General features: G+C 54.2%; 19 protein-coding genes and 1 tRNA gene. 6 read left to right on the top strand and 14 right to left on the bottom strand.

From position 1 onward, the window contains the following. Positions 1 to 2: 2 nt before the first annotated feature. From NMB39_RS10230 to NMB39_RS10220, 3 genes are all read right to left on the bottom strand, one after another. Complete coding sequence (locus tag NMB39_RS10230) at positions 3 to 797, bottom strand: pyrroline-5-carboxylate reductase family protein (protein ID WP_494339318.1); 795 nt, start codon at positions 795 to 797, stop codon at positions 3 to 5. 56 nt (positions 798 to 853) lie between these two features. Further along, positions 854 to 1,750, bottom strand: coding sequence for a hypothetical protein (locus NMB39_RS10225; protein WP_494339319.1), 897 nt, complete (start codon positions 1,748 to 1,750; stop codon positions 854 to 856). Between the two features lie 152 nt (positions 1,751 to 1,902). After that, positions 1,903 to 2,334: an ACT domain-containing protein gene (locus NMB39_RS10220; RefSeq protein ID WP_057024675.1), complete on the bottom strand. Its 432-nt coding sequence runs from the start codon at positions 2,332 to 2,334 to the stop codon at positions 1,903 to 1,905. A 364-nt stretch (positions 2,335 to 2,698) separates the two neighbouring features. Between NMB39_RS10220 and NMB39_RS10215 the strand changes: the two genes are divergently transcribed. From NMB39_RS10215 to lysA, 3 genes are read left to right on the top strand one after another with little or no spacing between them, the layout of a single operon-like run. Next, entirely contained in the window at positions 2,699 to 4,267 is a 1,569-nt protein-coding gene (locus NMB39_RS10215; protein WP_494339320.1) for an amino acid adenylation domain-containing protein, read from the top strand. Between the two features lie 10 nt (positions 4,268 to 4,277). Further along, entirely contained in the window at positions 4,278 to 4,613 is a 336-nt protein-coding gene (locus NMB39_RS10210; protein ID WP_057024673.1) for a hypothetical protein, read from the top strand. Between the two features lie 23 nt (positions 4,614 to 4,636). Next, positions 4,637 to 5,896 (top strand): diaminopimelate decarboxylase, encoded by a 1,260-nt coding sequence (gene lysA, locus NMB39_RS10205; protein ID WP_057024672.1) that lies wholly within the window; start codon positions 4,637 to 4,639, stop codon positions 5,894 to 5,896. 51 nt (positions 5,897 to 5,947) lie between these two features. Here lysA and NMB39_RS10200 read toward each other — a convergent pair whose 3' ends face one another. Beyond that, the gene (locus tag NMB39_RS10200) at positions 5,948 to 7,213 is read right to left on the bottom strand and encodes an ATP-grasp domain-containing protein (RefSeq protein ID WP_494339321.1); all 1,266 of its coding nucleotides are present in this window, start codon (positions 7,211 to 7,213) and stop codon (positions 5,948 to 5,950) included. Between the two features lie 443 nt (positions 7,214 to 7,656). Between NMB39_RS10200 and NMB39_RS10195 the strand changes: the two genes are divergently transcribed. Then, the gene (locus NMB39_RS10195; protein WP_494339322.1) at positions 7,657 to 8,583 is read left to right on the top strand and encodes a LysR family transcriptional regulator; all 927 of its coding nucleotides are present in this window, start codon (positions 7,657 to 7,659) and stop codon (positions 8,581 to 8,583) included. Positions 8,584 to 9,908: 1,325 nt separating this feature from the next. Here the strand turns inward: NMB39_RS10195 and NMB39_RS10190 are convergent. From NMB39_RS10190 to thrS, 9 genes are all read right to left on the bottom strand, one after another. Continuing rightward, positions 9,909 to 9,985 (bottom strand) — tRNA-Pro (locus NMB39_RS10190). A 90-nt stretch (positions 9,986 to 10,075) separates the two neighbouring features. Further along, positions 10,076 to 10,432: a MerR family transcriptional regulator gene (locus NMB39_RS10185; protein ID WP_003174972.1), complete on the bottom strand. Its 357-nt coding sequence runs from the start codon at positions 10,430 to 10,432 to the stop codon at positions 10,076 to 10,078. After that, the gene (gene ihfA / locus NMB39_RS10180; RefSeq protein ID WP_002553164.1) at positions 10,413 to 10,715 is read right to left on the bottom strand and encodes an integration host factor subunit alpha; all 303 of its coding nucleotides are present in this window, start codon (positions 10,713 to 10,715) and stop codon (positions 10,413 to 10,415) included. The genes NMB39_RS10185 and ihfA overlap by 20 nt, the downstream gene beginning before the upstream one ends. A gap of 3 nt (positions 10,716 to 10,718) precedes the next feature. Continuing rightward, a complete protein-coding gene (pheT, locus tag NMB39_RS10175) occupies positions 10,719 to 13,097 on the bottom strand; it encodes a phenylalanine--tRNA ligase subunit beta (RefSeq protein WP_494339323.1) in 2,379 nt (792 codons plus the stop codon). A 26-nt stretch (positions 13,098 to 13,123) separates the two neighbouring features. Beyond that, positions 13,124 to 14,140: a phenylalanine--tRNA ligase subunit alpha gene (gene pheS, locus NMB39_RS10170; protein ID WP_003192486.1), complete on the bottom strand. Its 1,017-nt coding sequence runs from the start codon at positions 14,138 to 14,140 to the stop codon at positions 13,124 to 13,126. A gap of 109 nt (positions 14,141 to 14,249) precedes the next feature. Continuing rightward, entirely contained in the window at positions 14,250 to 14,606 is a 357-nt protein-coding gene (gene rplT / locus NMB39_RS10165) for a 50S ribosomal protein L20 (protein WP_002553161.1), read from the bottom strand. 30 nt (positions 14,607 to 14,636) lie between these two features. Further along, on the bottom strand, positions 14,637 to 14,831 hold the full coding sequence (rpmI, locus tag NMB39_RS10160; protein ID WP_002553160.1) for a 50S ribosomal protein L35: 195 nt from the start codon (positions 14,829 to 14,831) through the stop codon (positions 14,637 to 14,639). A gap of 60 nt (positions 14,832 to 14,891) precedes the next feature. Then, complete coding sequence (infC, locus tag NMB39_RS10155) at positions 14,892 to 15,443, bottom strand: translation initiation factor IF-3 (RefSeq protein WP_169960276.1); 552 nt, start codon at positions 15,441 to 15,443, stop codon at positions 14,892 to 14,894. After that, on the bottom strand, positions 15,443 to 17,365 hold the full coding sequence (gene thrS, locus NMB39_RS10150; RefSeq protein WP_046068907.1) for a threonine--tRNA ligase: 1,923 nt from the start codon (positions 17,363 to 17,365) through the stop codon (positions 15,443 to 15,445). The genes infC and thrS overlap by 1 nt, the downstream gene beginning before the upstream one ends. A gap of 364 nt (positions 17,366 to 17,729) precedes the next feature. On the opposite strand from thrS, the gene NMB39_RS10145 reads away from it, so the two are divergent. Together NMB39_RS10145 and NMB39_RS10140 are read left to right on the top strand one after the other, a co-directional pair. Next, positions 17,730 to 18,044: a hypothetical protein gene (locus NMB39_RS10145; protein ID WP_082636714.1), complete on the top strand. Its 315-nt coding sequence runs from the start codon at positions 17,730 to 17,732 to the stop codon at positions 18,042 to 18,044. Positions 18,045 to 18,333: 289 nt separating this feature from the next. Then, a complete protein-coding gene (locus tag NMB39_RS10140) occupies positions 18,334 to 18,546 on the top strand; it encodes a cold-shock protein (RefSeq protein ID WP_003234260.1) in 213 nt (70 codons plus the stop codon). Between the two features lie 73 nt (positions 18,547 to 18,619). Here NMB39_RS10140 and NMB39_RS10135 read toward each other — a convergent pair whose 3' ends face one another. After that, positions 18,620 to 18,940 carry an I78 family peptidase inhibitor gene (locus tag NMB39_RS10135; protein ID WP_057014284.1) on the bottom strand — a complete coding sequence of 107 codons (321 nt, stop codon included), beginning with the start codon at positions 18,938 to 18,940 and terminating at the stop codon, positions 18,620 to 18,622. Positions 18,941 to 18,973 lie beyond the last annotated feature (33 nt).

Raw genomic sequence — 18,973 nt, 5'->3', positions numbered from 1 at the left:
GGTTATTGTCCCAGCTCTACCGAGCGACGCGCCGCCGCCTGTAGGGCTGCCTTGACGATACCCTTGAGATCCGCATCAATGAACGTATCGATGGCACGCTCCGTTGTACCGCCTTTGGTCTGTACATCCTTACAGACTTGCCACGCGGGCTTGCCGGTTTCACGTATCAACCGGGCAGTGCCGTGCAGTAACTGAGTGGCAATCAGCGCAGCCTGTTGGGCATCGAAACCTTCGTCATGAGCATACTCCTGCAAGGCGTCGGCAAAAAAAGCAACCAACGCTGGGCCGCCACCGCCCAGGGCCGTACCTGAATCAATCTGCGTTTCGTCCTCAACACGAATCACAACGCCGATTGCACCGAACACCTGCTGTGCAGCAGATGTCAGCTCAGGACTGGCTGACTTCGGGGCGTAATACAGCGTCACGCCTTCCCCCACCTGCGACGGTGTGTTGGGAATCGAACGCACGACGTTGCAATGTCCCAACTCACGGGTCAGCGTATTCAAAGTAATGCCTGCCATGACGGAAATAACCGGGCCGCGATGCCGTTTGAGTCGTTCGTTCTGCATCAACGCCTGCGCGAACTGCTGCGGAGGAACTGCCAGAACAATAATGTCGTCATCCTCAATCGTTTCGAGGCGGGTACTGACTTGGAAACCATCACTGGAATACCGGGCGCTACGTTCGGCATCAACCTCGATGACACGAAGACTATCAGTACCCTTCAGTTGTTGGCGAAGGCCGTAAAGAATGGCTCCCCCCATGTGCCCTGCGCCCAACATATGTATAGTTCTCATAAACAGTCCTTTATGTATGAAACAAGCCTGAGCAAACTCGATACGACACAATTACATCAATGAAACGATTCAGGCACTCCCCTGCACAGCGCATAAATTTCCTGCAACTCAAAGGGCAAAACTTGTTGCTCAAGGGCACCAGACAACACACTCAACTTCCATTGATTGACGAGCGCATCCCCTTCGGCTCCCGCTTCAAGGCAGGATGCCCCTAACGCCTCAAGTTCCCGATAACAGGCACTGAATACATCCGCCATAGCGTCCAACTCGAAATCCAACTTTCCAGTCACCTGATTAATGGAGAGGGCCCCGGCGTCGCGCAACCTCACCCACAGGTAAACCCCGCCCCAAGCATCATTGTCAGTGTTCAAGTCACCGTGCTGTACGCTGACGCTATATCCCTTGCGGGCATACCAGAAAATACGATTCAAAAAGATGAACAGCACAAGCTCCGGGAATTCCTTGGCATTTTCAACAAGCTGTAGATCAGCCCAGAGCTCTCCAACAATCGCTAGGTTCATGCCACTGATGCACAACGATTTGTCTTTTGAAGGAATCACTCGCCACACGCCAACCCGATGACACATTTCATGCAACAGGGAGTACAGGCAAACAACCTCTTCTAATCGTTTGGAAAGCCGTTCTTCAACTAACGCCTTTGCATTTTTCGAACCGATAATTTCCAATGCCGGAATACGTATTTCATTGAAAATCCTGGTGGACACCGCTACCAGTTCGAAGCCGAATATATGTTGTTCTTCTTCGCTGCGAAGTCCGGCCCCGAACGGAAAATAGAGAAACACATTATTCAACAATGCAGCATTGTAATCGGAGTCGACGATCTGTACTGGAAAGTGCTGTGGCCATTGCACCCTTTCGCCCAAGCGACAACGGTGGGAGAGGCGAGAAAGCAGCATGTCTGCAGAAACGCGGGAGGCCACCCAGTCCTGCATGCGAACCTCCAGATCCAGCCTCCTGACCAACGTGGCTCGCAAATAAACCTCTCGGTCTTTGGTAAAACTGTATTTACCCTCCAATAAGACAGGCTCTACGGCACAGACCTTCCTCCCCAATTCGGCGAGGTCCTCCAATGAGCGTACTTGACTCACTCTGCGCACCCCTGCGGCTCGGTAATAGAGGTAAAGATGCTACCCGCGGCACTCAGTACCGTGATGGCGTGATCGAGCGACTTTTCTTTTACAAAAAAGTAGTCACCGGCAAAAGAGGAAATCGTCAGCATACTGATACCTGCGCCGGCTAAAGTATTACTGACAAAGGCTATCAAACCCACGACATCCGCTGGATGTTCGCTGACCACTTCAAGGCAACGCCAGGCAAGACTGGCCTGCTCGACTACACAACCCGCGAGTTGAATATTGCTCGTGCAAATCAGAGTGGTTTCATTCAGTGCAATCGATAACGATACAAAATCCGTGCCCACTGATAAGCAAGCAGCCTCTGGAACACCTTTCAACTTATATATCGAATACGCAGGTGCGTGCACTCTGAACACCAACTCAAAATTGACCATACCCATTTACCATTCCGTTAAAATATTCCGACCAAACAACCGCCCACAACCCTTCAATTCAAAACTTAATTAGACTGACGTCAACGCACAACTCACTCATCCTGAAGGCACGCAAATAATATTGTCAAGCCATATCAAAAACGAATACCTTACAGAAAATCGGATATTTTTCTTCTCTGCAGTTTTGATATAGCTTTGACACAAAGTAGGCGGTGCGTTTCTTATACCTACCTCAGTCCGCAAACTTTTCACTTAGCCTGCATCACTTTGAAGATGCCTATTACAGCACCGCTGTATAAGTCTTCATAACGACTGGGCGCTGCAAAATTTGACAGCATCACATGGATTTGAATAGATAGAGGCCCAGGGTATGTTTAACGAATGCTTACATGACTTTCTGACTGCGCGAGCAACGCTGGCTCCCGACGCTACAGCGGCGATGTTCAATGACTTACCAATAAGCAATGCGCAACTGGAACAACGGGCTGACCAGGTTGCACGCAGCTTGATCGCCGAGGGCATCCCCACCGGTAGCAGAGTTGCGATCCAGGTTCCGCGATCATTGGACATGCTGGCGGGGGTCATTGGCATCCTCAAGGCCGGCTGCACATGCGTCCCCATCGACCCGGAAGATACGGACGAGCGCCGAGCTGCGATCTTGAACCATTCCGACGCTCAGGCGTTGGTGACAGACCGGGCAAGCGAGCACTTTGTCGGTTCATGGGCTGGAGTCAGGCTGACCCTGATTCGACTCATTGACACGCTGCACGCCCACGACCTGCAGAACCTGCCTGCCGTCGACGCCGATAGCCTAGCCTTCTTGTTTTACACCTCGGGTTCCACCGGGCAACCTAAAGGGGTCATGCTATCCCATCGCGCCTTGGTCAGCGGACAGCGCTGGTTGCAAACGCGATTCCCTCTAAGCAAAAAAGACCGACAGTTACTGCGCACCACCTTGAGCGTCACCAACCTTGTCCGGGAAATTTTCTGGCCTCTGCTGTCAGGCTGCGTGATCGTTGTACTGCCGCCCGGCGAGCATAGAAGCCCGTCGAAACTGGTCAATGCCATCAATCAGAGCGGGATCTCGGTATTCCTGGCGGTGCCAGCCCTGTTGGCCGGGATGATTGAAGAACCTGAGTTCAAACAGAACCGGACGCTACGCTATGTGTTCAGTAGCAGCGATGTAATGCCTGGCGATCTTCCCTCAAGATTTTTCGCCTGTGATATTCCCGCCCGATTGTTCAACCTGTACGGCCTGACAGAAGCGCTTTATAGCTGCCATTGGGAGTGCCACCCTGAACAAGAATATGCCGGCTTCGTGCCGGTGGGTTTCCCTGCGGAATTGACGCCTATCATTGTCGATGAGTCGCTGCGCAAAGTCACCGACGCACAACCTGGCGAACTGCTCATCACCGGCCCCGGTATTGCCGACGGCTACTTCAAGCAGCCCGAGCTTACCCGCGAACGCTTTATCGATACCCCATACGGAATGGCGTTCCGAACAGGGGACATCGCAAAACAAGATGCTGATGGCCGCATCGACCTTTTGGGACGGATAGACGACCAGTTGAAAGTGGCCGGACATCGCGTAGAGCCCGGAGAGATCGAGGCGCACCTGAATCGTTGCCCAGGGGTAAAGGAAGCTGTGGTAGTGGGCATTCGGGCGCCGAGTGGCAACACCCGTCTTTCGGCATATCTAACATTCGAACCCGGCGTAGAACTGAGCGCGGCGGCTATTCGTACCAGCTTGGCTGATCGCCTCCCCGACTACATGGTACCGGCCAGGTTCCTGGTGGTAGAGGCTATTCCCTATACCGATAACGGCAAAGTCGATCGCAAGACACTACGTGAGTCACACTCTTGGGAACTTGAGTTGTCGGAAGACAAGACTCGCCCCACTACTGAGACCCAGGCCCGGATCCGACTCTCTCTCAAATGATCAAACATTTATGTTGGGGCTTGCGGCGCTGGCGGCACCCTTCCTGGTCTCCTCTAGCGCCCTTGTCATACCGACCTACTTTATTTTCATGTTCATCTTCGAAGTTGTTTTCATGCGTGCTTACAATGACCTGCTGACCGAAACACCCGTACAAGAGATCAGCGTCGTCATGGTGACCTTCCATTCGATTGCGCCTTTGGGCATGGCTGTTGTGGCGGTGGCAGGTGGGTACGCAATTGATCATGTCAGCGCGCTCCCCGTAATCGCCAGTCTCATTATCGTTGCTTTGTTTACTTTATGTTCGGCCCGCTGGTTTTCAACCCGTCCGGCCAGCGCTGCTCAGTAACCGCACACTCGTTAAGGATTATCATGACAAAAGATCTACTCGATTCAATCATCCCGGCGATCCACTCAGTTGGCACGCCGCTCTGGTTATACGACGCGCCAATCATCCGTCGGCAGATCAGAAAACTGAAGTCCTTCGATTTCATACGTTATGCGCAGAAGGCTTGCTCCAATATTCACATCCTGTCGCTGATGCGCGAAGAAGGCGTGTTGATCGACTCCGTGTCGCTGGGAGAGGTCGAGCGTGCCCTGAGCGCGGGCTATTGCGTTGACGGCCCCCACTCACCCATCGTTTTCACCGCAGACTTGATTGACGCAGGCACCCTAGCCCGCCTGGTTGAACTGAAGATCCCGGTCAACGCAGGCTCCCCGCAGATGCTTGAACAGTTGGGAGCCCTGAGCCCTGGGCATGAGGTATGGTTGCGGATCAATCCGGGGTTCGGTCATGGCCACACGCGCAAGACGAATACGGGTGGAGAGCACAGTAAACACGGAATATGGCACACCGAAATCCAAAGCAGCATCGAGTTGATTCACCATCATGGGCTGAAACTGGTGGGCCTTCACATGCACATCGGTTCGGGAGCCGACTATGAGCATCTGGCGCGTGTCTGCGACGCTATGGTGAACGAGGTCAAGCTCCTGGGGGTCGATATTGAAGCGATATCAGCGGGCGGCGGGCTGTCGATTCCATACACTGACCGTGAGGAGGAAATTGACCCCGAGCATTATTTTCAGCTCTGGCACTCAGCACGTCAGAAGATAGAAGAATTCCTGGGACACCCAGTCAGCCTGGAAATCGAGCCTGGCCGCTATCTGGCTGCGCAAGCCGGAATCTTGGTCGCAGAAGTGCGGGCTTACAAACCCATGGGCCAGAACTTCTTCGTTCTCGTGGACGCCGGTTTCAACGATCTGATTCGTCCGGCCATGTATGGCTCAATCCATCGTGTGAGTGTTATGAGCCCAACAGGGCAAATAAAGAGCGAAGGCCTACGGCCGACAGTGATTGCCGGTCCCCTTTGTGAGTCAGGCGATGTGTTTACTCAGAAGGAAGGTGGGGAAGTCATTTCCTACCTCCTGCCCGAGGTAGAGATTGGTGACCTGCTGATCTTTCATGATTGTGGGGCTTATGGTGCAAGCATGTCGTCAAACTACAATACGCGTCCGTTGCTCCCGGAGGTATTGAAAGATGGAGACCAACTGAAAGTGATCAGAAACCGCCAAAGTTATGCCGACCTTCTGAAGCTGGAGCTAGAAGCCGGACAATTACTGCACGCGCTGTAACTCATGCTGTGGTTCCTACTCAGCAATTGAATAGGAGCCATTTTTTCCACTTCAGTTCGCTAACTTGATACCTGTGGCGGCCGAAATCATATTGATCGTCGCCTTGGCTTGATCCAGAGCAGTCGAGTAGTGTTCAGCAACGATATGAATATAACCCAGAGAGGAGTCATTACCGGTCATCGGTAATATCGTCTGCCCTTTGTGAATAGCAATTGAGTGTTCCCTGACCCACGGAAAGTGCTCTTTAATGTAACCCGCATCAACAGTAGCCTGTGCAACCGTTTTTTCCATGGGTGCGAGGCGCCGAGAAGTAGAGAACAGCCTAGATTTTGTCTGAACATCTACAACCTTCCCTAGATAGGTATCCAGCAAAATATCAAAAGCACTCAGCGATGTGGATTTCTGAAAGAGCGTCGACAAAGCGCCCCCCATAAAACGCGGGTTCACCTCAACCAAATCAACGCCCCCCTCGTTGACAATGACCTCGATGTGAAAAATACCGACATCAAGTTTCAGGCAATCGACTACTTTTTCACAGTATTCAAAAATCGCACTCTCATCAGGATAGTGACCACGCGGGGCCATGGTTGACTCAATCTCCAATAACTCATTGTGCTTTGCACGATCGCGCTTAGTCAGCATTAATGGATAAAAACCGTGCTCATTTTTCGCCACTTCCGCAGAGTACATTTGCCCGCAGATATATTCCTCAACGGTGTACTCGTCTGAAATAAAGGCGCGAAAAGCGCTGTCTATGTCGTTACGCGTCGACACATATTCATCCATGAATTTTCGTAGGTCTTGCGGTGTCTCAAGGTGCGCCGTCAGATATTTGGCAAATCCAGACACGGGTTTGACGATACAGGGATAACCTATAAAGCTCACCGCCGCCGGCAGCTCGCCGAGCGTTCGACATGTGCGATATCCACATTGAGTCAACCTTTCGGCTTTAAGGAGTTCCCGGGCCAGGCCCTTATTCTTGGCATTGGCCACACCTAGATGGGATGTGCCTTTAAGGTTCGCACCCTTGGCTGCCGCAGCAACCAGTTCAACAATATCGTCAAGGGGAGTAAAGACGGCTGATATTGGATATTTTTTGCTGATGAGCCTCATGACCTCTTCAATTTTTTTTGCATCAAGAGGCGACTCGATATCGTAAGTCTCTACAGCATTTTCACTAAAGAAGTCATTCGTTAACGACGTGTGATTACGTGTCAGCTCAGACCTGACAAAGATAACGCCGACTCCTCTTTTATTAGCGGCGATGATGATTGCCGAAGTGACATCCGTGCAGTCAACCATCAGTACGTAGTCCATATCTAACTCCCTGTTTTTTAATTGAGCGGAACCCGTGTTCCTTTGAAATGACTCTAGCGATTCCTAGCGATAGAAACGCTATTTTTATAATTGAACATTCATCCAATAAAAACCCGACTGGGTTCATCGTAAATTTCGACCAATCATAGCAATCCGTAGCAACCGCGTCACCACCTGGTGCTTGGCACTCGCCTGTTTGCCCTGCGGTGACTATTCACCTCCCTGCGTACTAAAATTGTGTCCATTAGTTTATAACTAGCATGCGCAGGTGTATCATCACTCGGCGATCATGGATTTCAGCCGGTAGGCGCGTTGCCCCCCGCCTCAAATGGGTGGATGACTCGCAGTCCGAAAGTTAGAGGCTTCGGCGCCTCAATAATAAAAAATTATTCTGTGAAATTTCTTAAAATTAAAACGTGCTGCCAATCAATCAGGGACTGACCATGAAGGTTTCAATAAGACACGTTGAAATATTTAAAGCGGTTATGGCGTCCGGGAGCATTACCGGAGCCGCTGACGCGCTAGGCACCTCACAACCGACTGTTAGCCGCGACTTATCCAGCTTCGAAAGCTGCATAGGCATGCAATTATTCGAAAGATCCAAAGGTCGACTGAAAGCGACCAGACAGGGTCTAGCCCTTTACAACGAAATAACTAAAACTTATGATGGCTTATTAAAAATCGGCCTAGCGGCCGCAGAAATAAAACAAGGCTTATTTGAAAAAATAACCATTGCAAGCTTGCCCATTCTGTCGCAAACATTACTCCCTGGTTCGATTTCAAAGTTCCTCTTAAATTATCCTGAATTGAACATTAGCCTAACCACACATGACTCTCCCGTATTAGAAGAAAGTCTATCATCGCAGTCCTATGATCTCGGTTTGATCGAAGGTTCCACAGCCCCCATGGGGACAATCGCTGAGCCTTTACTGAGGCTTGATGAGGTTTGCATACTGCCTCCTCATCACCCTCTGTGTCACCAAACGGTAATCGACCCAGCCTCCCTGGCGAACCACACCTTCGTCCATCTCGCACCCAACGATCCTTATCGGCATCAATTAGACAACCTGTTCAGCACACAGGGCATCAATCGTCGGCAAATCCTCGAAGTCGACAATTCGGCAACTATTTGCCAGATGGTTTTACATGGGGTGGGCGTATCAATCACCAACCCTCTTGCGGCGAACGCTTATGCAAGCCAAGGCCTCCAAGTTCGAAGGCTTTCAACTTCCATTCCTTTTACAGTAAGCATTGTCAGACCCATCCAGCGAAGTAAATCACACATCATTGAGTCCTTCATAGACTGTATTCGCATTACCGGCAATGATCTAGCCTTCCCAAGGCAGGAGCCTCAGTTAATAACCAACTAGTTGGGGTCACTTAAATAAAATCTCCTTCTGACTGGCTGTACTTGCTCAATCAGCCAGCAGTCGGAGATTGCCCGTCAATTATCGGAACATCACCCTCGTTCCCGAAGAGTTTGCCGAACTCCGCCGTCGCGTCACATCAACATGATAGCAGGCGCGCACGAGTCACTTTGTTAGCCGTCTAAGGGTATTCACATGTAGAAATATCACACTTGGTGAGTGTCTTCATTGCGTTCAGTGACTCGCTGGTATCAGGGTTTCAAGAACTGAGTTTATAGGGGCTACAGCACCGGCCAGAGTGCTCGATCAAGTGGTTAACCTCTCATCGGTGAGCCGACCACGCTGCTGCCAAGTAACGGATGAACCAAAGATATATCGAAGAGCTCCGCGACAAGTGCCTTTCAAATGAGAGCCTTCGTTGGCGTCAACATACATGGCGTCTGCGTACGCAACTGCCCCTTACGCAGACATCGAGCCCCTCTGGGTTTCACCCTCAGGTACTGCGTATTCTCATCCTTGGCCAGGTAGTGCATTGCTTTGTGCACCTTGCTGCGCCTGCGAGCGTCACCCTGACAGATGATCCCTATGCCTAGATCACCCGCGGAACCCAAAGAACGTGAAATCGAAAAAGCGTACGAAACAGTGCGCAAGAGTGCTTTAGCACGGACTGCAAAACTAACGCACCTATCGCAAAAGCAGCTGGCTGCAATCATTACGCGACCAAGCAACGAACAGATCACAATTAGTGTGGCCAATATCTTGGGGGTGACCCGGCACAACCTTCCGCACCAGAAGTCGGACCTTCCAACTCTCTAGAGCTAGCCGCCCAGGAAGTCGAGGCTCACAGGGCCATGACCCCTACCCCAGTACGACCAGAAGCCCAATTAGAAGAGGAACGCTCCATTGAGCATGATCAGGATTACCCTCCTGACACGTCGAGCCTAGACGATGCCGTGGAGCTTCCCGGAGAACCAGGCGCTTGAGCCGCCGGAGCTTCGGCGTCCGAGTAATTCCGTTGCTGGCGCGACGTTCCAAAAGCGCAAGCAACCTCCGCTCGCTATGTTGAAGCTGCTTCCGCAACCTGGCGCTGCGTCCGAACTCGAGGGGCTCATCTCATTGGATATCAGTGAGGTCGATGATTGAATGTCACATCGCGCTGGACGCTCAGCCCCCCACCCTAATTATCAGCACCTCTTCAAGTTTTCACACGACAGAAATATAGGATTCTGAGTGGGACAAAAAGTGGGGGCAAATTTCCACTTCACGTAAAACCGACAGCCATAAAAAAATCCAATCACCGCTAAGTGATTGGATTCTTTAAGAATATATGGTCGGGACGGAGTGATTCGAACACTCGACCCCTAGCACCCCATGCTAGTGCGCTACCGGACTGCGCTACGCCCCGACTAGGCGTGTTACTGGGTTCGCTTCTTAACGAAGCGAATCGGAATATACCGCAAGCTTTTGAAATGTGGAAGTATTTTTAAAGCTTGAATCATTTCTTCAGCACCACCAGCACATCTTCCAGTTCGGAGATCATCTGGCGGATCAGTTGCTTGTACTGGGTGGTGTCGTCTTTGGCTTCATCACCGGACATACGCTGGCGTGCGCCGCTGATGGTGAACCCCTGGTCGTACAGCAACGCGCGGATCTGTCGGATCATCAGCACATCCTGGCGCTGATAATACCGACGGTTCCCGGTGCGTTTGACGGGGTTGAGTTGAGGAAACTCCTGCTCCCAATAGCGCAGCACGTGAGGCTTTACCGCACACAGCTCGCTGACTTCACCAATGGTGAAGTAGCGTTTGCCTGGGATGACGGGTAGCTCGTCGTTATGACTTGGTTCCAGCATAAGCCTCAACTCGGGCCTTCAACTTCTGCCCTGGACGAAAGGTGACCACACGGCGAGCCGTGATCGGGATTTCTTCTCCCGTTTTTGGATTGCGGCCAGGCCGCTGGCGTTTGTCCCGCAGGTCAAAATTGCCGAAACCGGACAACTTGACCTGTTCGTTGTCTTCCAGAGCGTGGCGGATCTCTTCAAAAAACAGCTCGACCAATTCCTTGGCCTCGCGCTTGTTCAGACCCAACTCTTCGTACAGACGTTCCGCCATCTCAGCTTTCGTCAAAGCCCCCATACGTCACTTCCTTAACGTGGCGTTCAACCTTTGTTCGAGCGAGGTGAGGATATTTTGCGTCGTGGTATTCACCTCATCGTCATTAAGAGTGCGCGATGGATGCTGCCAGGTCAAGCCAACGGCAAGGCTTTTTCTATGCGGATCAATGCCTTTACCCTGATAGACGTCAAATAGCCTGAGGTCTGTCAGCCATTCCCCTGCATTTTCACGGATTACATCCAGAACGGCAGTGGCGGCGACGTCACGGTCGGCGATCAGCGCCAGGTCACGACGCACTTCAGGGAAGCGCGACAACTCGCTGAATTTAGGCATCTTGCCCGTGGCAACTTCAGCCAGGACCAGCTCAAAAACGAAGACTGGGCGATCCAGCCCCAAGGTTTTCGACAGTTCCGGGTGAATAGCACCAACAAAGCCCACCAAACGACCTTCGCGCTCGATACGCGCAGTCTGGCCCGGATGCAATGCTGGGTGGCTGCCCGGCACAAAGGTGAAGGCATCCAGCGCACCGGCAAAGCCCAGTACCGCTTCCACGTCAGCCTTGACGTCGAAGAAGTCTACGACGTCGCGGCCCTGCGCCCAGCCTTCCGGCAGGCGGCTACCGCAGACGACGCCGGCCAGCATCGGTTCCTGTTTAAGACCATCGAGCTGCCCCACGAAACGCAGGCCGCTTTCGAACAGGCGCACGCGGTCTTGCTGGCGGTTCAAGTTGTGGGAAAGCGCTTTCACCAGACCCGGCCACAGCGACGAACGCATGGCGGCCATGTCGTTGGAGATCGGGTTAGCCAGCAACAGTGGCTCAACACCGGGGTTGAACAGCTCGAACTGCTTTGGATCGATGAAGCTGTAAGTCACAGCTTCCTGATAGCCACGGGCTACCAGCAGGCGACGCAACTCTGGCAGGTGCGCACGCGCCTCGGCCTTCGGCTGCGGCGCCAGGCGCGCTTGCGGGTAACGAACCGGCAGGCGGTTGTAGCCGTACAGCCGCGCCAGCTCTTCGATCAGGTCGACTTCCAGGCTGATATCGAAGCGATGACTTGGTACTTCAACCTGCCACTGCCCTTCCCCACTCGAGGAAATGCCCAGGCCGAGGGCCGACAGCAGTTGCTCGATTTCAGTCGGTTCGATCACCAGGCCAAGCATTTGCTCGACGCTTTTGGCGCGCAGGGTGATAGGCGCAATCGACGGCAGGTACTGTTGATTGACGGTTTCGGTGATCGGGCCGGCTTCGCCACCAGTGATGTCCAGCAGCAGGCCAGTGGCGCGCTCCATGGCTTCACGGGCAAGCTTCCAGTCCACGCCACGCTCGTAGCGGTGCGACGCATCGGTGTGCAGGCCGTAGGAACGCGCCTTGCCAGCAATAGCGATCTGGTCGAAGAATGCGCTTTCAAGGAACACGTCACGGGTGGTCGCTGACACGCCGCTGTGCTCGCCGCCCATTACGCCGGCAATCGCCAAGGCGCGGGAGTGGTCGGCGATGACCAGGGTGTCGGCACGCAGGCTGACTTCCTGACCATCCAGGAGCACCAGCTTCTCGCCTTCTTCGGCCATGCGCACGCGGATGCCGCCATTGATTTCGGCGAGATCAAAAGCGTGCAGCGGCTGGCCCAGCTCCAGCATCACATAGTTGGTGATGTCGACAGCGGCGTCGATACTGCGCACGTCTGCGCGACGCAAACGTTCCACCATCCACAGCGGGGTTGGCTTGGACAGGTCGACGTTACGGATCACACGCCCCAGGTAACGCGGGCAGGCGTTTGGCGCCAGCACGTCAATCGAGCGTACTTCGTCGTGCACTGCCGGCACGGCAGCGACGACTGGACGGGTGACAGGCGTGTTGTACAGCGCGCCCACTTCACGGGCCAGGCCCGCCAGGGACAGGCAATCGCCGCGGTTCGGGGTCAGGTCGACCTCGATGCTGGCGTCTTCCAATTCCAGATAGACACGGATGTCCTGGCCCACTGGCGCGTCGGCCGGCAGTTCCATCAGGCCATCGTTGCCCTCTCCCACCTGCAACTCGGCCTGGGAACACAGCATGCCGTTGGACTCAACACCACGCAGCTTGGCCTTCTTGATCTTGAAGTCGCCCGGCAGTTGGGCGCCGATCATGGCGAACGGGATCTTCAGGCCCGGACGCACGTTAGGCGCTCCGCACACGACCTGGAAGGTTTCCGCGCCATTGCTGACCTGGCACACACGCAACTTGTCGGCATCGGGATGCTGCTCGGTGCTCAACACCTCGCCCACCACTACACCGCTGAAAACACCGGCGGCCGGCGTAACGCTATCGACCTCAAGACCGGCCATCGACAGACGCGCAACCAGCTCGTCACGACTTACCTGCGGGCTTACCCAGCCACGCAGCCATTGTTCACTGAATTTCATCCTGCTCTCCTAAAGATTCGTTACGACTAGCGAAATTGCGCGAGGAACCGCAAGTCGTTGTCGAAGAACAGACGCAAGTCGTTCACGCCGTAACGCAGCATGGCCAGACGCTCGACACCCATGCCGAAGGCAAAGCCCGAGAACTCTTCCGGATCAATCCCGGACATGCGCAGCACGTTGGGGTGGACCATGCCGCAACCCATGACTTCCAGCCAACCGGTCTGCTTGCAGACGCGGCAGCCTTTACCGCTGCACATCACGCATTCCATGTCGACTTCAGCCGATGGCTCGGTGAACGGGAAGAACGAAGGACGGAAACGCACGGCCAATTCTTTCTCGAAGAACACCCGCAGGAATTCTTCGATGGTGCCCTTGAGGTCGGCGAAGTTGATATCGCGATCCACCAGTAGGCCTTCGACCTGATGGAACATCGGCGAGTGGGTGATATCCGAGTCGCTGCGGTACACACGGCCTGGGCAGACGATGCGGATCGGCGGCTTGTTCGCTTCCATGGTGCGGACCTGTACCGGCGAGGTATGGGTGCGCAACAGCATGTTCGCATTGAAATAGAAGGTGTCGTGCATCGACCGGGCCGGGTGATGGCCTGGGATGTTGAGCGCCTCGAAGTTGTGATAGTCGTCTTCGACCTCAGGGCCTTCGGCAATGCCGTAGCCGATGTGAGTGAAGAACTGTTCAATACGTTCCAGAGTCCGGGTGATCGGATGCAGACCGCCCGAGGCCTGGCCACGGCCAGGCAAGGTAACGTCAATGGACTCGGCGGCGAGCTTGGCCGCAAGATCGGCCTCCTCGAGCGACGCCTTGCGCGCATTGAGAACCTCTGTGACACGCTCCTTGGCGACGTTGATCAGCGCACCGACTTGCGGGCGCTCTTCAGCTGGCAAATTCCCCAGGGTCTTCATCACCTGAGTCAATTCACCTTTCTTGCCAAGGTAGTGAACCCGGATTTGCTCCAGGGCGTTTACATCTTCAGCGCTTTGCACAGCCTCGAGGGCTTGGGCGACGAGCGCGTCCAGGTTTTCCATGTACAGACTCCAGATACAAAATAGGGGAAGAGCTTGAAGGCTCTTCCCCTATTTATGACGTTTAACACCTTGGGCTACAGGAGTAGCCCAGGGTGACTGTCGGGGGTACTTAAGCCAAGGTGGCTTTAGCTTTCTCGACAATCGCAGCAAACGCCGCTTTTTCGTTCACTGCCAGATCAGCCAGAACCTTACGGTCGATCTCGATGGACGCTTTTTTCAGGCCAGCGATGAAACGGCTGTAGGACAGACCGTTAACACGTGCACCAGCGTTGATACGAGCGATCCACAGAGCGCGGAACTGACGTTTTTTCTGACGACGGTCACGGTAGGCGTATTGGCCTGCCTTGATTACCGCTTGCTTGGCAACACGGAATACGCGTGAGCGTGCGCCGTAGTAGCCTTTAGCAAGTTTCAGAATTTTTTTGTGACGTTTACGGGCAATGACGCCACGCTTTACACGAGCCATGAGTTACTTCCTCTATTCTTGATCCAAAAATTAACGAAGGCGCAGCATGCGCTCGACTTTTGCCACGTCAGACGGATGCAGCAAGCTGCTACCGCGCAGTTGACGCTTACGCTTGGTCGACATTTTGGTCAGGATGTGGCTCTTGAAAGCGTGCTTGTGCTTGATACCGTTAGCAGTTTTCAGAAACCGCTTAGCAGCACCACTTTTAGTCTTCATCTTTGGCATGTTCGGATACTCCGCATTCAGTTGATAAACATAATCAGAAGGCCTGCCGTGCCCTGTTGATTACTTCTTCTTTTTCGGGGCGATGACCATGATCAGCTGGCGTCCTTCCATCTTAGGATGCTGTTCGACCGAACCGTACTCGAGCAGGTCAGCTTCAACCCGCTTGAGGAGTTCCATCCCCAGCTCCTGGTGGGCCATCTCACGGCCGCGGAATCGCAAGGATACCTTGGCCCTGTCCCCATCACTCAGGAAACGTACCAGGTTGCGCAGTTTTACCTGGTAATCCCCTTCCTCCGTCCCTGGACGAAACTTGATTTCTTTAACCTGGATCTGCTTCTGGTTTTTCTTGGCTGCGGCAATCTGCTTCTTCTTCTCGAAGATCGATTTGCCGTAGTCCATCAGCTTGCAGACAGGCGGTACAGCATCGGCGGAAATTTCCACCAAATCGAGCTTGGCTTCTTCAGCCTTAAGAAGCGCGTCTTCAATTGACACAATCCCAAGCTGCTCACCCTCAGCCCCAATTAACCGAACCTCGCGTGCCGAGATATTCTCGTTGATCGGGGCTTTCGGTGCAGCTCGTTTATCTTGTCTCATTTCACGCTTAATAGTAATTACTCCGAATCTGGGCGACCACGCCGGGAAACCGCTTGCGCGAGGAACTCAGCGAACTGGGCGACGGGCATCGAGCCCAGGTCAGCACCTTCACGAGTACGCACAGCGACAGTCTGCATCTCGACTTCCCGATCTCCGATAACCAAAAGATAGGGAACCTTGAGCAAAGTATGCTCGCGGATTTTAAAGCCGATCTTTTCATTTCTCAAGTCGGACTTGGCACGAAATCCGCTTTCATTGAGAGTTTTTTCAACTTCAGCGGCAAAATCTGCCTGTTTATCAGTGATATTCATGATCACTGCCTGGGTTGGAGCCAACCACGCAGGGAACGCGCCCTCGTAGTGCTCGATCAGGATGCCGACGAACCGCTCGAACGAGCCGAGGATCGCCCGGTGCAGCATGACCGGGTGCTTACGGCTGTTGTCTTCGGAGACATATTCGGCTCCCAGACGGATCGGCAGGTTAAAATCGAGCTGCAGGGTACCACACTGCCAGACGCGGCCAAGGCAATCTTTCAGCGAGAACTCGATCTTCGGACCGTAGAATGCGCCCTCCCCCGGCTGCAGGTCGTACGCAAGCCCCGCACTATCCAGCGCTGCGGCCAGTGCCGCTTCGGCGCGATCCCACAGTTCGTCGGAGCCGACGCGTTTTTCCGGACGAGTGGACAGCTTCATCTCGACTTCGGTAAAGCCGAAATCGCGATAGACATCCATGGTCAGCTTGATGAACGCGGCGGATTCGGCCTGCATCTGCTCTTCGGTGCAGAAGATGTGGGCATCGTCCTGGGTAAAGCCACGCACGCGCATGATGCCGTGCAGCGCACCCGAGGGCTCGTTACGATGGCAGGCACCGAACTCGGCCAGGCGCATCGGCAACTCACGGTAGCTCTTCAAGCCCTGGTTGAACACCTGCACGTGGCATGGGCAGTTCATTGGCTTGATGGCGTAGTCGCGGTTTTCCGACTGGGTGGTGAACATGTTGTCGGCGTAGTTGGCCCAGTGCCCGGATTTCTCCCACAGGCTGCGATCAACGACCTGGGGCGTCTTGATCTCCAGGTAACCGTTTTCGCGCTGAACCTTGCGCATGTACTGCTCGAGTACCTGGTACAGGGTCCAGCCGTTCGGGTGCCAGAACACCATGCCCGGCGCTTCTTCCTGGAGGTGGAACAGATTCAAGCGCTTGCCGATCTTGCGGTGGTCGCGCTTTTCGGCTTCTTCGATGCGCTGGATATAGGCGGCCAGCTGCTTCTTGTCTGCCCAGGCCGTGCCGTAGATCCGTTGCAGTTGTTCGTTTTTTGCATCGCCGCGCCAGTAGGCACCGGACAGCTTGGTCAGCTTGAACGATTTCAGGAAGCGCGTATTCGGCACGTGTGGGCCGCGGCACATGTCGACGTATTCTTCGTGGTAGTACAGGCCCATGGCCTGCTCGTCCGGCATGTCTTCGACCAGGCGCAGCTTGTAGTCTTCGCCACGCGCGGTGAACACGTCGATCACTTCGGCACGCGGGGTGACCTTCTTGATGACGTCATAGTCTTTTTCGATCAGCGCGTGCATGCGCTGCTCGATGGCCGCCAGGTCGTCCGGGGTGAAGGGACGCTCGTAGGCGATATCGTAATAGAAGCCTTCTTCGATAACCGGGCCAATCACCATCTTGGCGGTCGGATACAGCTGCTTCACCGCATGACCAATCAAGTGTGCACAAGAGTGGCGAATGATCTCCAGCCCCTCTTGGTCCTTGGGCGTGATGATTTGCAGGCTGGCGTCGCTGGTGATCAGGTCGCTGGCATCAACCAGCTTGCCGTCGACCTTGCCGGCCACGGTGGCCTTGGCCAGGCCGGCACCAATGGATGCGGCGACCTCGGCGACGGAAACCGCATGATCGAATGAACGTTGACTGCCATCGGGAAGAGTAATAGTTGGCATGGCGCCTCCTCTCCTAGTGGTGACCCCTACCAAAGGTCACGTGGGTTGGGATGAGCCAGTACAAGATCCAACACCAGGCCGTTCAATGAAGAACGCCTGCCTTACAGCGGCAGGAGCCTTTCGGCCAACCGATAATCGAACCAGAGTGACTGGAGTGAACAAAAAGGACCTGGCAAGGCGGCAAATGGCGCGCCGGGAAATAGCCAGGCGAGGATGCTAGCACAGATGAACGGTCGTCGCGCCGGCGAAGCTTTGTGTAAACAGCATTTCGAGGCTTTATAGCTGCAAAAGTGAACTTGAGCTGTACGCCGGGCCTCAAACCCACTGAGAATCGCCGTTCGTCCTCGACCCAAAGGAGCATCCCATGATGCGTTTCACCTCTACCCTCGCTGTCGCCGCTACCCTGAGCCTCCTTTCCCTCGGCGCACAGGCCGCAGCCCCCTCCAACTGGCCAGCTGGTGCCCGTGACAGCTTTGTGAGCGACTGCAGTGCCACCGCCAGTCGGAACGTAGACGTCAAGACTGCCAAAGCCCACTGCGAGTGTGGCGCCGACAAGATCAATGCCGAATTGAGCTCTGCCGAGATCAAGGAACTCATGACCAACCAGAACGCCAGCCCGGAGCTTAAAAACAAAGCAGTCACGGCTATTTCGTCCTGCAAAGTCGTGAAGAAAAAGTAAGATTGACCACTGATCAGACGGCCATTTCACTGAAAAAACGGCCTCAAAACTGCTATTTCGCACAAAATATGCAGGTTTTACGGCTTTTTTTAACAGCTGATATTTCACCGCAAAGCCCCGTAGATCGGGGCTTTCAGCCGGTCCAAGGATCAAACGCAACGCGATTGATTGGCAAACAATGCCTTGGGGGGGCTCCCAAGTCGAACATTTCGACTATGATAGCCCAGTGTGCCCAGTTGGCCTGAGCAGCACAGCACTACTGAAAATATATGTTTCTTGGAGATACACCATGTCTAATCGCCAAACCGGCACCGTTAAATGGTTCAACGATGAAAAAGGCTTCGGCTTCATCACTCCTCAAGGTGGCGGTGACGACCTGTTCGTACACTTCAAAGCTATCGAAAGCGACGGTTTCAAAAGCCTGAAAGAAGGCCAGACTGTTTCCTTCGTGGCTGAGAAAGGCCAAAAGGGTATGCAAGCTGCACAGGTTCGCGGCGAGTAATTCCCCGCTGAGCTAAAAAAACCCCGTCCATGTGGCGGGGTTTTTTATGGGCGATGCAAAAGCCGCAGGGCGATCAGCCGCAATTGACCCGAGTGATTACCAGGTTGTTATCGGTATTCAGGTTCAAGCGGTCGGAGCGATACTCCAGCGTGATCATATCGTTGGGCTTGAGAATGCGCGCATTCTGCGCACCGGCACGCGTACGGGCCTGCTCCAGCAACTGGGGCGAGGCCTTCTGGCCGATTGCAAACTCGGCGGCCTTCGACTCACAGCGGCTATGACCGGCATCGGTCGCGGTGGCGTCTTTGCCTGGCTCAGAGGCACCCGGGGTGCTGCAACCCGCCAACGCGAGTGCTGCCAACAAAGTACCGAATGATGCGAGCTTCCAAGGCATGAAGCCTCCTATGATAAAAAATGGACAGAGATC

The organism is Pseudomonas sp. FBCC-B545, assembly GCF_059134095.1.
This window is presented reverse-complemented; position numbering and strand designations above follow the sequence as displayed.